Origin of the sequence: Paenibacillus phocaeensis, assembly GCF_900021165.1 — a bacterium.
GTDB classification, from domain to species: Bacteria; Bacillota; Bacilli; order Paenibacillales; family Paenibacillaceae; genus Fontibacillus; species Fontibacillus phocaensis.
The window spans coordinates 1-16,758 of sequence record NZ_FCOQ01000035.1 but is presented as its reverse complement, the minus strand read 5'-3'; the positions used below and the strand labels follow the sequence as shown (position 1 = coordinate 16,758).

General features: G+C 56.0%; 20 protein-coding genes and 1 pseudogene. 15 read left to right on the top strand and 6 right to left on the bottom strand.

The features are described from left to right. The 3 genes and pseudogenes from BN3795_RS23270 to tsaD all read left to right on the top strand — a co-directional run. Window positions 1-382: pseudogene (locus BN3795_RS23270) on the top strand (tRNA (adenosine(37)-N6)-threonylcarbamoyltransferase complex dimerization subunit type 1 TsaB); the annotation flags it as partial. A gap of 44 nt (window positions 383-426) precedes the next feature. Further along, complete coding sequence (gene rimI, locus BN3795_RS23265) at window positions 427-894, top strand: ribosomal protein S18-alanine N-acetyltransferase (protein WP_068787064.1); 468 nt, start codon at window positions 427-429, stop codon at window positions 892-894. Next, entirely contained in the window at window positions 888-1,928 is a 1,041-nt protein-coding gene (gene tsaD / locus BN3795_RS23260; protein WP_068787063.1) for a tRNA (adenosine(37)-N6)-threonylcarbamoyltransferase complex transferase subunit TsaD, read from the top strand. Before rimI ends, tsaD begins: the two co-directional genes overlap by 7 nt. A gap of 69 nt (window positions 1,929-1,997) precedes the next feature. On the opposite strand, the gene BN3795_RS23255 is transcribed toward tsaD, so the two are convergent. Then, window positions 1,998-2,474 carry a bactofilin family protein gene (locus tag BN3795_RS23255; RefSeq protein ID WP_068787062.1) on the bottom strand — a complete coding sequence of 159 codons (477 nt, stop codon included), beginning with the start codon at window positions 2,472-2,474 and terminating at the stop codon, window positions 1,998-2,000. A 2-nt stretch (window positions 2,475-2,476) separates the two neighbouring features. After that, on the bottom strand, window positions 2,477-3,502 hold the full coding sequence (locus BN3795_RS23250; RefSeq protein ID WP_068787061.1) for a M23 family metallopeptidase: 1,026 nt from the start codon (window positions 3,500-3,502) through the stop codon (window positions 2,477-2,479). 222 nt (window positions 3,503-3,724) lie between these two features. Here BN3795_RS23250 and BN3795_RS23245 point away from each other — a divergent pair, with 222 nt between their 5' ends. From BN3795_RS23245 to BN3795_RS23230, 4 genes are all read left to right on the top strand, one after another. Continuing rightward, window positions 3,725-4,819, top strand: a complete 1,095-nt coding sequence (locus BN3795_RS23245) for a ParM/StbA family protein (RefSeq protein ID WP_110945338.1) — start codon at window positions 3,725-3,727, stop codon at window positions 4,817-4,819. 348 nt (window positions 4,820-5,167) lie between these two features. Continuing rightward, window positions 5,168-5,587 (top strand): DUF6157 family protein, encoded by a 420-nt coding sequence (locus tag BN3795_RS23240; RefSeq protein ID WP_068787059.1) that lies wholly within the window; start codon window positions 5,168-5,170, stop codon window positions 5,585-5,587. A gap of 41 nt (window positions 5,588-5,628) precedes the next feature. Next, window positions 5,629-6,198: a pyridoxamine 5'-phosphate oxidase family protein gene (locus BN3795_RS23235; RefSeq protein WP_068787058.1), complete on the top strand. Its 570-nt coding sequence runs from the start codon at window positions 5,629-5,631 to the stop codon at window positions 6,196-6,198. After that, entirely contained in the window at window positions 6,199-7,005 is an 807-nt protein-coding gene (locus BN3795_RS23230) for an aminoglycoside N(3)-acetyltransferase (RefSeq protein WP_068787057.1), read from the top strand. It abuts the gene before it with no gap. Between the two features lie 81 nt (window positions 7,006-7,086). Here the strand turns inward: BN3795_RS23230 and BN3795_RS23225 are convergent, their stop codons facing one another. Beyond that, a complete protein-coding gene (locus BN3795_RS23225; protein ID WP_068787056.1) occupies window positions 7,087-7,437 on the bottom strand; it encodes a rhodanese-like domain-containing protein in 351 nt (116 codons plus the stop codon). A 55-nt stretch (window positions 7,438-7,492) separates the two neighbouring features. Further along, complete coding sequence (gene cysK, locus BN3795_RS23220; RefSeq protein WP_068787055.1) at window positions 7,493-8,437, bottom strand: cysteine synthase A; 945 nt, start codon at window positions 8,435-8,437, stop codon at window positions 7,493-7,495. Window positions 8,438-8,667: 230 nt separating this feature from the next. Between cysK and BN3795_RS23215 the strand changes: the two genes are divergently transcribed. Together BN3795_RS23215 and BN3795_RS23210 are read left to right on the top strand one after the other, a co-directional pair. Beyond that, window positions 8,668-9,144, top strand: coding sequence for a hypothetical protein (locus BN3795_RS23215; protein ID WP_068787054.1), 477 nt, complete (start codon window positions 8,668-8,670; stop codon window positions 9,142-9,144). Window positions 9,145-9,159: 15 nt separating this feature from the next. After that, on the top strand, window positions 9,160-9,681 hold the full coding sequence (locus BN3795_RS23210) for a hypothetical protein (protein ID WP_068787053.1): 522 nt from the start codon (window positions 9,160-9,162) through the stop codon (window positions 9,679-9,681). Between the two features lie 7 nt (window positions 9,682-9,688). Here BN3795_RS23210 and BN3795_RS23205 read toward each other — a convergent pair whose 3' ends face one another. Continuing rightward, complete coding sequence (locus BN3795_RS23205; RefSeq protein ID WP_068787052.1) at window positions 9,689-10,570, bottom strand: hypothetical protein; 882 nt, start codon at window positions 10,568-10,570, stop codon at window positions 9,689-9,691. 194 nt (window positions 10,571-10,764) lie between these two features. Here BN3795_RS23205 and BN3795_RS23200 point away from each other — a divergent pair, with 194 nt between their 5' ends. Beyond that, complete coding sequence (locus BN3795_RS23200; RefSeq protein WP_110945337.1) at window positions 10,765-11,082, top strand: YciI family protein; 318 nt, start codon at window positions 10,765-10,767, stop codon at window positions 11,080-11,082. Window positions 11,083-11,400: 318 nt separating this feature from the next. Here BN3795_RS23200 and BN3795_RS23195 read toward each other — a convergent pair whose 3' ends face one another. Beyond that, window positions 11,401-13,380 (bottom strand): ABC-F family ATP-binding cassette domain-containing protein, encoded by a 1,980-nt coding sequence (locus tag BN3795_RS23195; RefSeq protein ID WP_068787051.1) that lies wholly within the window; start codon window positions 13,378-13,380, stop codon window positions 11,401-11,403. Between the two features lie 257 nt (window positions 13,381-13,637). Here BN3795_RS23195 and BN3795_RS23190 point away from each other — a divergent pair, with 257 nt between their 5' ends. The 5 genes from BN3795_RS23190 to tatC all read left to right on the top strand — a co-directional run bounded on the left by BN3795_RS23190 (window position 13,638) and on the right by tatC (window position 16,642). After that, the gene (locus BN3795_RS23190; protein ID WP_068787050.1) at window positions 13,638-14,315 is read left to right on the top strand and encodes a 5-formyltetrahydrofolate cyclo-ligase; all 678 of its coding nucleotides are present in this window, start codon (window positions 13,638-13,640) and stop codon (window positions 14,313-14,315) included. Continuing rightward, the gene (moaC, locus tag BN3795_RS23185) at window positions 14,302-14,766 is read left to right on the top strand and encodes a cyclic pyranopterin monophosphate synthase MoaC (RefSeq protein ID WP_068787049.1); all 465 of its coding nucleotides are present in this window, start codon (window positions 14,302-14,304) and stop codon (window positions 14,764-14,766) included. The genes BN3795_RS23190 and moaC overlap by 14 nt, the downstream gene beginning before the upstream one ends. 134 nt (window positions 14,767-14,900) lie before the next feature. Continuing rightward, window positions 14,901-15,386, top strand: coding sequence for a MogA/MoaB family molybdenum cofactor biosynthesis protein (locus BN3795_RS23180; protein ID WP_009226288.1), 486 nt, complete (start codon window positions 14,901-14,903; stop codon window positions 15,384-15,386). Window positions 15,387-15,551: 165 nt separating this feature from the next. Continuing rightward, entirely contained in the window at window positions 15,552-15,776 is a 225-nt protein-coding gene (locus tag BN3795_RS23175) for a twin-arginine translocase TatA/TatE family subunit (RefSeq protein WP_068787048.1), read from the top strand. A gap of 107 nt (window positions 15,777-15,883) precedes the next feature. Then, a complete protein-coding gene (gene tatC / locus BN3795_RS23170; protein WP_068787047.1) occupies window positions 15,884-16,642 on the top strand; it encodes a twin-arginine translocase subunit TatC in 759 nt (252 codons plus the stop codon). Window positions 16,643-16,758 lie beyond the last annotated feature (116 nt).

The window sequence follows — 16,758 nt, the reverse complement described above, 5'->3', positions numbered from 1 at the left end:
CGCGCGGCGCGGCCAGGCCTATTCGGCGCTGTTTGGCGTGCCAGCGCCGGGCGGATGGCCGGAGCGTCTCGAACCCGACGCGATCCGGCTCATGGACGGGTGGGCCGGCGAGCTGATGCGGCAGCTGGAGCAGCTGCCGCCGGACGAACGGCCGGCCCGCCTCTGGTTCGTGGGCGAGACCGAGAAGCACGAAGCGGCGATCGCGCCGCTGATCGCCGCCTTCGGCGAGCTCGTCCAGCTCGTGCCGTACGAGCTGGAAGGCGCATGGATGGGGATCGCCGGCCTAGCGCGCACGTGGCTGCCGGCGGACGACGTCCATGCGCTGGAGCCGAATTATACCCAGCTGGCCGAAGCCGAAGCCAAACGGCTGCGGAACGCGTAGGCAAGGGGGCGGCGAAGCTGGAACAAGAGATCGTATTCCGCAACATGACGCTTGCGGATCTGCCGGACGTCATGGTGATCGAACATGAGTCATTTTCACTTCCGTGGAGCGAGGAAGCGTTTCGCAACGAATTGACGCATAATCATTTTGCCCGTTATCAAATCATGGAGGCTCAGGGCCAAGCCATCGGGTATGCTGGGATGTGGACGATCCTCGATGAAGCTCACATCACGAACATCGCGGTGCGAACCGCTTACCGCGGACATCATCTGGGGGAGAAGCTGCTGCGCCGGATGATGGAATGGGCGGTGGAGTTGGGGATGGTCCGGATGACGCTGGAGGTGCGGGTGTCCAATGCGGTGGCCCGCGCGTTGTATGAGAAGATGGGCTTCGCCCCGGCGGGCGTGCGCAAAGGGTATTATTCCGATAATCATGAAGATGCAATCATAATGTGGTGCGAGCTGCCAAGATCGCAGTCGGAAACCGGGGAAGGAAGCGAAGGTTTGTGGTAAAGCAAGAACAGGATGTTTATATTTTGGCGGTGGAGACGAGCTGCGACGAAACCTCGGCCGCCGTGGTGAAGAACGGGACGGAGGTGCTGTCCAACCTCATCGCCAGCCAGATCGAAACGCATCGTGCGTTTGGCGGCGTTGTGCCGGAGGTCGCTTCGCGCAAGCATGTTGAGAGCATTACGCGGATGCTGGAGGAAGCGGTGCAGGAAGCCGGGATTCCGCCGGAATCGCTGTCGGCGATCGCCGTGACGGAAGGGCCGGGTCTCGTCGGCGCGCTGCTCGTCGGGATTATGGCCGCGAAAAGTCTCGCCTTTGCGCTGGACAAGCCGCTAATCGGCGTGCATCATATCGCCGGACATATTTATGCGAACCGTCTGGAGGCGGAGATCCGGTATCCGTCCATGGCGTTGGTCGTTTCGGGCGGCCATACGGAATTGGTACTCATGGAGCGGGAGGGAAGCTTTCAACTGCTCGGACGGACGCGCGACGATGCCGTCGGCGAGGCTTACGACAAGGTGGCCCGGGCGCTAGGCTTCCCCTATCCCGGCGGCCCCTTTGTGGACAAGCTGGCGGCGGAGGCGGCGGAGGCGGAAGAGTTGCCGCGGGCGTGGCTGGAGCCGGATTCCTACGACTTCAGCCTAAGCGGACTCAAATCGGCCGTATTAAATGCGGTGAACCAGCACAAAATGCGCGGCGAGGACGGCTATCAGCCGGCGATTGCCCGCGGGTTCCAAGAGTCGGTCATCGAAGTGCTGGTAGAAAAAGCGATCCGCGCCGTCAAATCCACCGGCGCCCGCCAACTGCTGCTTTGCGGCGGCGTGGCGGCCAATCGCGGTTTGCGCACGGCGCTGGCCGAGCGCTGTGAGCGCGAAGGGATCGCGCTGCTGATCCCGCCGCTGAAGTACTGCACCGATAACGCGGCGATGATCGGCGCAGCCGCCTATTTGAAATGGAAGAGCGGCGAGTTCTCCAATCTCGAGCTGAAAGCCGAGCCTTCGCTGTCGCTGGAAGGCTGGTCCGTCAGCCCAAGCTAACGCTCCATCGCAGGCGAACGCCGTAACCAAAAGGCCGGACCAATGGTCCGGCCTTTCCGATTTCTTTATTCACCACGTTTTATACACCGCATCGTTATCCTGCTTGGCGTCATTCTTGGCTGGCGGCGCCTCCTCGGCTTCAGCCGCAACCGCCGTTTCCTTCAATCCCGTGTTGTTGGGCTTGTCCGAACCGCCCATCTTGCTGGTGCCTTCGAAGATGCTACCCTCCTCAATGGAGAGAGAAGAGGCGACCATGTTGCCGTACAGCTTGCCTTTGGAGGTGATCGACAGCTTGTTCTTGGCATGCACGTTGCCGTTGACGGTGCCGGCGATAATGATGTTGCGGGCCAGAATGTTGGATTGGACTACGCCTTTCTCCCCGACTGTCACATCTCCTTCGCATTCGATGTCGCCGGTAATTTGCCCTTCGATGCGCACGCCGGCGTCCGAGCGGATTTTCCCTTCGAAAATACTGCCTTCCCCGATCAAAGTATCGGTGGTGTTCGGATCCAGCTTGACGGGTTTTGCGTTATTCCTTAATTTCATGATTACTCTTCCTCTCCGGGTTTTCTAAGGTAATTGGCCGGGTCGACCGTACTGCCGTTCTTGATGACTTCAATGTGCAGATGAGGTCCGGTGCTGCGTCCGGTGGAACCCAGCTCGGCAATGGTATCTCCTTGTTTAACGGTCGCGCCAACCTTCGTCAAAATTTTGCTCAAATGCATATAGTTCGTTTTTAATCCCGAAGGATGGGAAATCGTGATATAGTTGCCGCGCGCGCTGGTGTATCCGGTATCCACGACCTTGCCGTTGGCTGCGGCATAAACGGGATCGCCCACGGTCCCCCCGATATCCATGCCGGCATGTCTGGTCAACCGCCCGTTGAACGGGTCTTCCCGTTCGCCGTAGTCGGATGTGATCCTAACGGAATCCGTAGGCCAAAAGGTCGGCAAGATGGCCATCAGCGCTTTGTACTCCTGGATGGAAACTTTGGTTTGCTCCAGCCGTTGCTGCAATTCCGGCATTTCCTGCAGCGAACTGGTGATGCTCTCCTTCGTTTCCTTAACGAGCTGCACCACGTCCTGTTCGGTAAGCGGGATCGCTTCTCCGCCGACGCCGCCTTCCGTTTCCGTTGCGAGGGAATCCATCGCCGCCTTTGTGCCCCGGGCCGCCGTTTTGTCCTTCGCTTTGCTTGAACTCCCGTCCGTAATCGCTTGAAGCTCGGCTTCCAACTGCTCGAGCTCGCTCATCTTCGATTCGATCGTTTTCGATTTCTCCGACAGCTCGATCAGTTCATTTAACAACCGGTCGATCTCCTGCTCTTTGTTCACGACGGTGTTCTTAAATCGATCGGACGAATCCGACAGCTGGGCTTCAAGCGTTCCGATCCGGCTCGTATGGGTGCGGTTAACGGCATATAAGACCAACACGGAGGTGAGCAGCACGGCTGCAGCAACCAGGATGGCCAATAAGTAGAAGAAGCGGAATTTAAAGCGGAACACGGGACTTGTGCCTTCGGGCACAATCAACAGCGTGTAGCGCCGGTTTACGTTTTTTTTGAATCTGAGCTTCATAACTTCCTCCTGATCATCTTGAGTTGAACATGTCACTATGTAGGACCAAGGTCATTCCTTTTTACTGCCAATACAACTATTTCGGCAAATTGTGGCAAATCCCTTTTTCATTCAAAAAAAATTTGTAACTATTTTCACGCCTTAAGCAGGAATTTGTCGAAGGGAAGCGAAATGAGAAATAATTGGAAAAGTGTCTTCTTTCCTATATGTAAGGAGGTTATTATGATCAGAATTGCCGGAATCGACGTTGGCAACGACAGCGTTAAGGTAGTGGTTGACGGTTCACAACGACCGATCATTATTCCGAGTATCGTTTCTCCCGGATATGATAGACATGTGCTGCAAGAGGAGGACTCTCCGCTGAAGGCGTTGGATGTTCGGGTCTATAGCCCTAAGTTAAAGAGAAATAACCAGCGGTATTTCGTGGGTCTGCTCGCCATGGAAGATCAGGACAACTCCGAGCTGGAGGAGACGGACAACAAAGCCACTAGCGACCAGTCTCTGGTCGTGGCGCTGACGGCACTCGCTTATGCGGCTCTTTCCGGACAAGCCTATGCAACGGCGGGAACCGGGGTTGAAGAGGCTGAATACATAATCGGGACCGGGCTTCCGGTCCGTACTTACGTGGCTTTTCATCAGGCTTTCGAGGAGCGGCTGACCGGGGAACACGAGGTCACGTTCCTGTCCACTCCGGAGCTGCGCGGGCGAACCGTTCGCCTTAACATTCGCCGTACGATCGTGTCGGTGGAGGGGGCGGCGGCCTTGTTCCATTTGGCGACGAACGATACGCTGCAAGTGCGGAACGAAGAGCTGCATAACGGCTGCATCGGCATTTGTGAGATCGGCGCTTTGACCACCGATTTTCCGGTCGTGAAGCGGATGAATATCGATAATCAGTTCAGTACGGGCGAGCAGTTTGGGCTGGCGACGTATCTGGATTCGATTATCCGCGATGTGGAAGACCAGTTCGGATACCGCTTCCCGAGCCGCACGAAGCTGATCGGGCGGATCCGCAACCGCGAGTTTGTCATCCAGCGGGTAGGCGAAGGTCAGGCGGACATTCGTCCGATCGTCGACATGTATTTCAGCCGGGCGGCGCAGAAGCTGGTGGACTTGATCCGCAAGCGGTGGAAGAAGTACCCGGATATCGAATGCTTCTACGTGCTTGGCGGTGGGGCCGCGGCGCTGAAGTCTTATCTGATCGATGCGGCCGGCTCAATGCGTCTGCGGTTTGAAGAGAATAGCGAGATTCTGAACGTGCAGGGCTACCTGAAGCTGGCCAAGAACAAAGCCGGCCAACAGCCGAACCCGGCGTAAGCATCGGAAGCAATGGTTCCGGCGGTGAATGCACCGCCGGTTTTTTTTGAGTCCCGTCGTCTCAAGATTGGGCCCAAGTCGGCGGTAATGTACACGAAAAATCGAATACAATCAGACGATTTCGGCGGTATCTACGAAATGAGTATGAAATTTCATATTCATGTGCCCATCGGGCGAACGTGAACCCCCAATATAGATGAAAAACCGAATAGATTTCGGTTTTTTTGGCTTCGGCACCGTTTTTTATGCGAAATATCGAATACAATGGGGTGGCGCCGGCGCATCGGTTATATTCTTAAAATTTAAGACTTCAGGTATAATAAGAAAAGAAGAAAGGGGGACGGGGTTGTGAGCTACAAAAATACGTTCATTCGTGTGTCCGAGGATTGCCCTGCGGACCGTGGGATCGTTCCGGTATCGACAAGACCGGCGAAGCCTGCGCACGTTATTCAGTACGAGCTGCTCTCGCAGGCTCCTTACCGGTACAACCATGAAGAACTGCTCTTTGGGGTGCATATCCGCCATAAGCAGATCCCGGAGGAAGTTGTGCAGGAACGGCGGCAGGAGCTCTGGGAGGAGCTGTTCAGCAAATCGCACCCCTGCCTGCGGGCTTCGGCTTTGCCCAAGAAGTACGGATGGGGCGTGCATTATGACGAACAAGGGAAAATCGCGATTTATGGCATGGATTCGCCGGAATATCAACAGTTCGTCACTTCGACCGACGTTCAGCTGCTGAACGGGATGAGGAGCAGCCGCAAGAGAAGCTAGGCGATTTATTCGGAAGCTCTACATTAGGGGAGGGGCAGGAAATGGGAAAACTATTTGATGCAATGCTGCCGGAGCATGAAGCATTTATTCGCCGGCAGCATCTCTTTTTTGTCGGTTCCGCGCCGTTAAGCGCGGAGGGGCATGTCAATCTGTCGCCAAAGGGCTACGATGCGCTGCGAATCCTCTCGCCTAACGAGGTCGCTTATCTGGATCTGACGGGCAGCGGCAATGAAACGGCGGCTCATCTTGCGGAGAACGGGCGGATCACCGTGATGTTCGCTGCCTTTGAAGGGCAGCCGTTGATCCTGCGCCTCTATGGCAAAGGCCGAGTGATCCTCCCGGACTCGGCGGATTGGGATCGGCTCGAAGGGCTGTTTCCCAAGCTGATCGGAGCGCGTCAGATCATTCTGGTATCCATTTATGCCGTCCAGACTTCTTGCGGTTTTGGCGTCCCGCTGTTCAGCTATGAGGGGGATCGGGAGACCCTGGTCAAATGGGCCGAAAATAAAGGCGATTCGGGCCTGGTGGAATATCGCCGCCAGAAGAACGCTAAAAGCCTGGACGGCTTGCCGTCGTCGTTTGCGGAGCAGGAAAGGCAAGGAGAGTTATAGATGATAGAAGAAATTCAAGGGGAATTGTACACGGTGGAGACGCTGCGGGCGGATTTGAAGGCTTTGGGCGTCCGGGAAGGCTCGACGCTGCTCGTTCACTCCTCGTTTAAAGCTCTGGGGAAATGGGTGTGCGGCGGTCCAGCGGCGGTCGTCCTGGCTTTGGAGGCCGCGCTGGGCGAGCAAGGCACTTTGGTCATGCCCACGCATTCGGGCGACGTTGGAGATCCGGCCCGATGGCAGAATCCGCCGGTGCCCAAGGCGTGGTGGGATACGATTCGCGCGCAAATGCCGGCTTATGATCTCGAACTGACGCCGTTATGTTACATGGGCGTCATTCCGGACAACTTCCGCAAGCAGAAGGGCGCTGTGCGCAGCGGACATCCGCAGGTGTCTTTTGCGGCCAGAGGCCCGCAAGCGAACCTTATTACGGCAAATCACGGTCTGGAATTCGGACTTGGCGAGCGCTCGCCGCTCGCGCGAATTTACGAGCAGCGGGGGGATGTCCTGCTGCTTGGGGTTGGTCACGGAAACAATACGTCGATGCATTTGGCGGAGTGCCGGGCGAACTACGCGAAGAAGGAGACGTACACCGCTAAGGCACCGATGCAGGTGAATGGGGAAAGACAGTGGGTGGAATTTACCGAGCTTGAATACGATTCGGAGGATTTCGAACAGCTGGGCGCCGATTTTGCGCAGGAGACGGGCTTGATTAACCAAGGACAGGTTGCCGGGGCAACCGCGCTGCTGATGCCCCAACGGGAATTGGTGGATTATGCGGTGAGATGGCTGGAGCGCCACCGTGTTTGATGCAACAGTCTTAATCATCAGAAAACCGCCTTTGTGAAAAGGCGGTTTTTGAGTTTGGGCATGTTCCGCTGGGTCTTGTTCTTATTGGGATGAATCATCATCCAGCCCGGATTCGACCTCGAGATCCCAGCCGAGCATGCCGCCGAGGAAATTGTGAACCCGCGTGAAGCCCTGCGCCTGCAGATAACGGGCCACTTCGTAGCTGCGCGAGCCGCTGCGGCACACAAATACGTATTCCTGCTCCGGGTCGAGCTCCTCAAGCCGATCAGGGATTTCGCCCATCGGGATCAATGGAACCCCGGGGATATGTGCGGCTTCGTATTCAAACGGCTCGCGGACGTCGATGACGACGGTTTCGCTGGCAGGATCCTGAAGTACGGCTTGCAGTTCAGCCTTGTCGAGATGGGAGATGCCTCCGATCATTTGGGGCATAGTGTCATTCCTCTTTTCCGAATAGAGTAGTTTTCCTCTTGCGTTTATCCCTTTGCTATTCTTCTGCGCCTGGCGGTTCGTCGAAGATGCCCATGCTAAGGTATCTCTCCCCGGTGTCCGGAGCGATGCATAATACGCGTTTGCCTGGGCCTAGCCGCCTGGCCAAACGGAGGGCCGCCCAGACTGAGGCCCCGGACGACGGTCCGACCAACAGGCCCTCCAGCGCAGCCAAACGCCGCATGGTCCCCAGCGCAGCCTCATCGCTGACCTGTACGATTTCGTCATAAACCGCGGTATTCAGTACGGGCGGGATAAAGCCGGGGCTTGTGCCCACCAATTTGTGCGGACCGGGTTCTCCGCCCGAGAGGACCGGGGAGCCCTTCGGTTCAACGACGGTGATGGTGATGCCCGGGATCTGTTCACGCAAATATTCGCCAGTACCCGTAATCGTTCCACCCGTGCCCGCCGTAGCCACGAACCCGTCCAGCCGGCCTTCCATTTGCCGCACGATTTCCGGTCCGGTGGTGAGTCGGTGAATTTCCGGGTTGGCGGGGTTCTGGAACTGCTGGGGCATAAAGCTGCCGGGGATTTGATCCAGCAGCTCCCGGGCTTTGGCGATCGCTCCGGGCATGCGTTCTGCGGCCGGCGTCAGCACGACCTCGGCTCCATACGCTTGCAGCAGGGTGATTCGCTCGCTTGTCATATTGTCCGGCATGACCAGAATCACGCGATAGCCCTTAGCTGCAGCGTTCATGGCCAACCCGATCCCGGTATTCCCGCTGGTCGGCTCAATCACCGTGGCTCCCGGGGCGATCAGCCCCGCCTGTTCTGCCTTCGCAAGCATGTGGGCAGCGGCCCGATCCTTCACGCTCCCGCTCGGGTTGACAAATTCCAGCTTGACGTAGACGTCGGCCTCTTGCTTGGACACCAGCTTGTTTAATTTGACAGCCGGGGTCTCGCCAATCAGTTCAGTGATGCTGCGGACCGCCTTGCGATTCATACGGCCGGGCCCCTTTCTCTTAAAATTTGAAGGTTTTGTTCTATTCTACTCGGGAATCTCCTCTTCTTTCAAGCCGCCCCCTCTGTATGACATTTCAGCGTTTTCAACTAGGGCTTCCTGTGTTAAAGTAGCACTAACAACGAAGATGAGCCGAAATAGGTCTCCTCTTCTTTTTTTATGTAAATGGGTGAATTGAATCACAAACAAGATGCGTAAAAAGGGGTGGGGGAATGGCAAAAACGATCGGACGACCCGTGGCCTGCGGACTATTGATTGGGTTGCAGGGCTTGTTGGGGATAGGTGCCGTGTTCGGTGGCGGCGCGTTGGTGCTGGATCCGTCCGGCGGCTTGCTCGGGATGCCGAGAGACCAGATGCAGGTTGCTTTGTTCCCGGATTACTTGGTTCCGGGATTGATTTTGCTGATCGTTTTTGGCGTACTGTCGCTGGCGGTCACGAGTGGACTGGTACGGAAATGGAGCTGGGGTTGGGGAGAGAAGCTTAATCTATTTAAGGATCGGCATTGGTCTTGGGCTTTTTCCCTTTACATTGGCTTTGGATTAATCATCTGGCTTTCGGTCCAAATCTACATTTTGGGCGGTTCGTCGGTAGTGCATCTGGTTTACACTGCTTGGGGGTTGGCGATTCAGGCGCTGACTGTGCTGCCTTCCGTTGCGGGTTATTATCGAAAATCGTCAGATGCTGCCTAGGATAGGAGGGGGGATATGGAAGGTAAAATGAAGCCGGGGATTCCTGCCCGATTGCCCGGCGGAATCCGGCTGTTTCTCGTCTGGCTGTGCACGGCAACGCTGCTGATTGTCCTGAACGGCTGCAGCCTGGCTACGGAGCGTCAAAAGCAGCTTTATGACAATGAGTCGGAGATCGCCAAGGAAGGTGACACCTTTACTTATGTGAAACGGGTTGGGGTCACGAATAATGCCTCGAACTCCGTCTCCTTCTCTTCTTTCTACGGGATGGAGACGATCTGGCGCATTCAAACCTCGACCGAAGGCCAAGTGAACTTCCTTCATCAGCAGGAGATCGACGGCGGCCGGTTCAAGCTGGTGGCCATCGGCCCGGATCTCCAAGTGACGACGCTGGCCGAAGGAACCAGCGAGGGCAAGATGGAGCTGAAGGTCCGTCCCGGAACCTATCGGATCAAATTTGTAGGCAGCAACGCCAAGGGGCGGGTGAAAACGGAAATTCAGGCGGATGAGGGAATCCGCATCACGGCCGACGATCATTGATTCTTGGTTACCAGCTGGACAATGCGGTCCGTTTCCAGGTGTCCTTAGCGACACAAACGTATACATAGTTCTCATCCCAAGCGATGTCTCCGGGATTCCCGGGTGAATGGGAGGAAGCCGGCGTGCGGGATTCGCGGATGCGGATGCCGTCCCCGTTGATATCCAGTGCACTTTGCGGATCCTTCGTGCCGACACCGACTTGTCCATTGTCCCGTTTGACCGTCAGCGCACTGTCGATGGCTTCTCCTTCATCCGAGTAACGGATCAGGTTGAAGTCTGCTCCGGCATTGCCGCCCTTTAGCTCATCGCCGTTGGCGCGCAGACTCCAGAGCGGGGAGGTGGCGTTGTCCTTGCCGGTGCGGGCAAACTGCACATCCCGATTGCCTTCGGCGGCGACCCGCAGAAGGCCGTCCATGACATTGAAATTGGAGGAGTGGGTACGAATCTCGGCAACATCGGTATCGTAAGGAATCTCCAGGCGGGTAAACAGCTGATCCTTGTACTCCCCGGTTGGCGACATCGTCGTCTCGATCGAAATATGCTTATGATCATGTTGTTCCGGATTGTTGGCTTTATCATGCGAAATAATGGCCGTTTTGTCTTTTCCTTGCTCATCGGCCCAAGCGATCGCGGGTTTGGCGCGTTCCCCCGTCCACTGCAGGCGGATCAGGTCGGATAAATGCCCTTCTTTTTCGATCCATTGTTGATCGGTGGACAGGTGGATTCGTTCGTTCTGCGGGAGGGCCAGTCCCCCACCGGGCAGTTTGGATTCCGTAAAAGAGGAAGCCGTGGATGTAGCGCCTTTGGATGAATCGAACATTTGGCATCCTCCTACAAAGACGAGGCTGGTGCTCAGTACGGCGATTGATGCGGCTTTGACAAATTTCATGCCATTCTCTCCTTTTTGGGGATGATTTGACGGCCTCTGCATGTTTGGCCGCAGTTCTATAGAGATCATAATGATTTTAAAAAGGGCAGGGCAATAGGCATTTCGAATGGTTTCAGGCGCGCTTGGCAAACGGCAGTGCGAAATGGAAGAAAAATGGGAAAGAAGTATCAGACGAAATCAAGGAGGGATTTACGATGAGTGAAGCACCATCTTTTGCGGAATTTCAGAGGTATGTGATCCTGTTATCTTTAAAACCGGGCCGGCGCTTGGATGGGGAGTTAATCCGCGAACACGTTGCTCATTTGAGAGAATTGGACCGAAACGGACAGCTTGTGATGTGCGGGCCGTTTATCGATTACAAGGGCGGAATGGTCATCATTCAATCGGGCAGTCTGGAGGAAGCGAGGGAAATTGCAGAGCGGGATCCGTTCGTGAAATCGGGAGCGGAGAACTATGAGCTTCGGACCTGGGCGATTTCTTGCGAGGAGAATCAACACCTGGGAGCAGGTTAAGGAGTGGGACTTAAGACGAAAGATTTGTCAAGTTGTGGACAAGGTTATCCACAGCTTGTTGGCTATCCTTGTGAAAAACAGATGAAAGCTTGTGTGCCAACTTGTTCAGCAAGGTGGAGAAAAACAGGCACCTGGTTTTCAGAAAACTGTGGATAATGTGAATAAGTTGGTGGATAAAACGAGATTATGACAAAAAACGACGATATCCCCATGAAAAAACGGCCCAACGGGCCGTTTTTTGGTCGATTCGAGTCTGTATTTTGGGGATAAAGTTGTGTATAACCTGGGCGAAAAAAAGATGGAAAGTTCCAAAATATTTTATGAACTAGATCCTTCTGCCAGGGATTCCCACTCCTCGTAGGCGGTGGATAACTGTTCTTTCCGCTGGTCAATCCCGTCCTGCCGCTCCTGAACCGCGGTATAGTCCTGGTATACTTCAGGCAGCGTCAGTTCGGTTTCCAGTTGGGCGATTTCGTCTTCGAGCGTGGAGATCACCTCCTCCAGCTGTTCCATCCGGCGTTGGCGATTCCGTTCTTCCCGTTTGGCCTGTTTATCGGCTTCATAGGAAGCGGCGCCGGTCTTGGCGGTTGCCGTGGCCTCCGGCTCAGGCGGCTTGCCTGCTGCGCTTGCGGATGTTTTCCCTGCTCCGGCATTTGCCTGTTCGGCCGCGAGTTCGGCAAGTTCCTGCTTTTTCGCCAAATAATCGTCATAATTACCCAGGAAATGTTCCGCACCGTACGGATGCAGTTCAACGATCCGCTCCGCCATCTTGTTCAAGAAGTAACGGTCATGGGAAATGAAAAGCAGGGTTCCGTCGTATTCGATCAAGGCGGATTCCAACACTTCTTTGCTGAACAGGTCCAGATGGTTAGTCGGTTCGTCCAGAATCAGCACATTGGCCTTCTGCAACATCAGCTTGGCCAGGGCAACCCGGGCTTTCTCTCCGCCGCTTAACGCCGCAACCTTCTTGAGCACGTCCTCACCGCTGAACAGGAAATTGCCCAGCACGCTGCGGATCCGCGCTTCTTCGATGTGGGGGAACGCGCCCCAGACTTCCTCGAGCACGGTGTTTGCCGGATTTAGATGCGTTTGCTCCTGGTCATAATAACCCACCTTGACCTTGGCTCCCCAACTGATGGTTCCTTCCGACGGGCGCAAATCGCCAGTCAGCATTTTCAGCAAGGTGGATTTGCCAATCCCGTTAGGGCCGATCAAGGCTACCGTTTCGCCGCGGTACAGATCGAAGTTGACGTCCTGGAATAACGGTTTGGGTTTGTCCGCAAACGTGTAAGAAAGGCCGTTAACATGAAGGACTTCTTTGCCGGTCATCACTTCGGCCTCGAAGGAGAAAGTCGCCCGTTTCAAGTCGCCGAGCGGCCGGTCCAGGACCTCCATTTTCTCCAGTGCTTTGCGCCGGCTCTGCGCTCGCTTCGTCGTGGACGCCCGAACGATGTTCTTCTGAATGAACGCCTCCATCCGGGCGATTTCATCCTGTTGTTTCTCGTATTGCTTCAATTGACTTTCGTATTCCGCCGCCTTCAGCTCGATGAATCGGCTGTAGTTCCCCGTATAGCGGCGCGACTGATGGCGTTCGATCTCCACGATCGCCGTGACAAGCCGGTCCAGGAAATAGCGGTCATGCGAGACGACCAGCAAGGCCCCGGAATAATTGCGCAAATAGTCCTCGAGCCAGGTCAACGTTTCGATATCAAGGTGGTTTGTGGGTTCGTCCAGCATCAGCAGGTCCGGTGCCTGCAGCAAAATGCGGGCGAGTGCAAGCCGGGTCTTCTGGCCGCCGCTGAGCGTGGCAATCGGGGTGTCTGGCGCAAAATCCCCGAAGCCCATGCCGTGCAGCACCATCCGGATGCGGGTTTCCATTTCATAACCGCCGTGGTCCTTGAACCAGTCGGATTTCAGCGCATAGCGGTCGAGCAGCTCCTGATGCGCCTTCTCGTTCCGGGCCAGCTCCGGATCAGCGATCTGCTCCTCCATCCGGCGCAGCTCCCGTTCCGTTTCGATCAACGGGGCGAACACGGCCAGCATCTCTTCCCAGATGGTGCGGTCCGATTGCAGTCCGCTGTTTTGTGCGAGATAACCGATCGTTGTCTCTTTGGCTTTGAAAATTTGCCCTCCGTCGTAAGACAGTTCGCCGGCTAAGATTTGTAAAAACGTCGATTTCCCCGCGCCGTTAACGCCCACGAGACCGATGCGGTCCCGTTCGAGCACCTGTAAGTTGATCCCCTCCAGCACAGGGGTCACGCCGTATAATTTCGTAATGTTCGAAGCTTGAAGCAGCATAACCGATTCGATCCTCCAAGAAAAAAATTTGCATTCTGTTCATCATGAACGATGAGTTCGTTGTTTCTCGTACTTTCAGTGTACATGAAACCCGGCCGAATTGCATCGCTGAATGCTTGGAAGACCGCGCTTTGCAAGCCGGGTGCTTTGGTTTTCATTTTCATGCAACAATGATACACTAAGGAGGAGATGAGCCGGGCCCTCCGTTCTTCGGATGAAACCCCGGCGACCCGGGACGGAACGAAGGGGAGGATGGGATGGAATTTGCGGATGCCAAGAAGGAGCTGCGCCAGCAGATGCTGAAGGTGCGCGCTCAAATTCCGGAGTCCGCCCGAACGGAGCAGTCGCTGGCGGCCAGCCGGGCGGCGGAACGCGAGGTGCTGCGGCCCCTGCGTTCCCTGCGCGGCGGGAAGCTGAACCTGTTCTGCTACGTTTCGTTCCGGGATGAACCGGATACTTGGCCGCTGCTGACAAGCTGCCTGAACCAGGGGGATCGGCTGCTCGCACCGAAGATCGGAGCCCGTCGCCGCCTGGCATTGCATGAGCTGTCCGGAATGGCAGACCTTGCACCCGGCGCCTGGGGGATCCCGGAGCCGGCGGAGCATACGCCGGTCTGGCCGCCCGAGCGCTATCCCGAGCTCGACGTCATCGTCGTGCCGGGGCTGGCTTTTGACCTGCAAGGGGGACGCATTGGATTTGGTGCAGGGTATTATGATCGTTTGATCGATGAATTAGCCCGCCGCAGCGGCGGCACCCGCCGGGTCGTTCTGGGGGCGCTTGCTCTGGAGGAGTTGATCCTGCGGGAGGCGATTCCGATGGAGCCGCATGATGTCCGGCTGGACCTGCTGTTTACGGCAAAAGGGATTATATATATGAAAGAAAGTAGTGATAAGCTTGGCAAACTCGGAATCGGGTCAAGGAATGACGCATTTTAATGAACAAGGCCGCGCCCGGATGGTGGACATTTCCGGGAAATCGGCAACCGTTCGTGTAGCCGTAGCGGAGACGAAGCTCTCCATGCTTCCATCGACCCTCGAGGCGATCAAGGAAGGGCGGGTTGGCAAAGGCGATGTGCTTGCCGTGGCCCAGGTTGCAGGAATTCAAGGGGCTAAACGGACGTCCGACTGGATTCCGATGTGTCATCCGTTAGCGCTGACCGGCGTCAACATCACGTTTGGTGACAATGGCCGGGACGAGCTGTATATTGAAGCAACGGTGAAAACGGAAGGCAAAACCGGCGTGGAAATGGAGGCGCTCACTGCGGTATCCGCCGCAGCGCTGACCGTGTATGACATGTGCAAGGCGCTGCAGAAGGACATGATCATCGGCCCGACGCTGCTGCGGTCGAAGTCGGGCGGCAAAAGCGGGGATTACGTGCGTTCGTGACATTGCGGCGGGTACTGGATTTTGATATAGATAAAGTAAGCCATTTGCCATTAAAATTCAGCATGAATCGACATGATCCGGCATAACGTTGGACTCCGGAAGGGAGTTCCTATATGGATGAGGAGGGTGACTTCATGGTTTGGAAAACAGCGATCCTTACCGCCAGCGACAAGGGAGCCAGGGGAGAACGGGAAGATACAAGCGCCCAAGTAATCCGTGAGCTGGTGGAGGAGGAACTGGGCGGCGAGATTGTGGAATATCGGATCGTCCCCGATGAACCGGATGAAATTATCGCTGCATTAATTGAGATGACGGATTATTTTCACGCTGACCTCGTGCTTACGACGGGGGGGACGGAGCTGGCGATTCGCGATGTGACGCCGGAAGCCACCCGGCGAGTCATCGAACGCGAAGTGCCGGGGATGGCGGAGGCGATGCGATACCGATTGATGCAGAAGAACCCTGCAGCGATGCTGTTTCGGGGAATCGTCGGCATTCGCGGGCGTACGCTGATCGTGAATTTGCCGGGAACGCCCAAGGGCGTTCATGAAAATCTAGCGGCGATTATGGATCAGCTGCCGGAAGCGTTATTGATGGTTACGGGGCAATTCCGTTTATAATTTGTGGTATTCGTTCTTTCGGGCCTTATTTTCTCTTTCTTTGTGAAGTTGTCAAATAAATAGACTGTAACTGTGATATTCGTTATGGTATGATGTGGGCGAGTGTAGTTAACGGTTCCACGTATTATTGCCTATTTAGTTGCCGTAACGAAAGGAGAATCAACCATGAGCGCAGGCGGATTTTTGTTGATCGTCATCGCGGCGTTGCTGCTGTTTGGTCCGAATAAATTACCTGATCTGGGGCGGGCGGTTGGCCGCACGTTCCGTGAATTTAAAGAGGCGACCCGGGATATCGTGGACGATTCACCGGAAGTCAGAAGAACGGAAGCCGCACCGCAACCGCAAGCTGTAGAGAGCTCCAAACCGGAAGACCGCCGTCTTCCCGAATAACCGGAAGCGGCAGAGCCCATTGCATAGGCGAAACCTTGATCCCTTCCTTCGCGGAGGGATTTTGTTTGAGATTGGACGGAAGCCCGGCAGGGAAAGGAGAACATGCGATGTCGGAGAAAGACAATGCACAAAGTCTCGTGGATCATTTGACGGAGCTGCGGCGGCGCCTGTTCGCTGTCTGCGCGGTGTTCGTCATCGTGCTGGTGGCGGCCTTCTTCGTCGTCGATCCGATCTATCATTATTTGACGAAAAATGCGCTTTCCGGCGTAACCATTGAATTGAACGCTTTTTCGTTTTGGGATGGCGTGGGCGTCTATATGAAGATCGCCATGTTGGTGGCGCTTGGAATCACGCTGCCTTTTACGCTCTACCAAGTGTGGGCGTTCGTCAGCCCCGGCCTGAAGGCTCAGGAACGCAAAGCGACCGCGAGGTATATTCCTTATGTGTTCGTCTTTTTCCTGGCAGGTCTAGCATTCGGGTATTATGTGGTATTCCCGCTGGCCATGACGTTTACCGGCTCGCTGAACAAGGAACTGGGGCTCGTTGAGACTTACGGGATGGCTGACTATTTCAAGTTTCTGACCAATATCGTGCTGCCGATCTCGTTGTTGTTCGAGTTGCCGCTGGTCATCTTGTTCCTGACGCAGCTGCGGATCCTGACGCCGCTTCGGCTTAAGAAGATGCGCCGGGTTGCGTATTTCGCGCTGGTCGTCGTGTCGGTGATGATTACGCCGGCCGACTTCTTCTCCGCCTTCCTGGTGCTGATCCCGCTTGTCCTGCTTTATGAGCTGAGCGTGATCCTGTCCAAACGGGTGTACGCGAAGCAGCAGGCGGCGGATGCGGTGCGGGCGGAGATGTATAAGTGAGGGGACGCGCCTTTCGCGAAGCGAGGCGCGTTTTTCTTTTGCCCGCCATGCCCCGGGGGAGCGGGCCGCATCGGGCGGGGCAGGGGCAGGCCGCGGCGATCGCGCGAAGGCGGGGC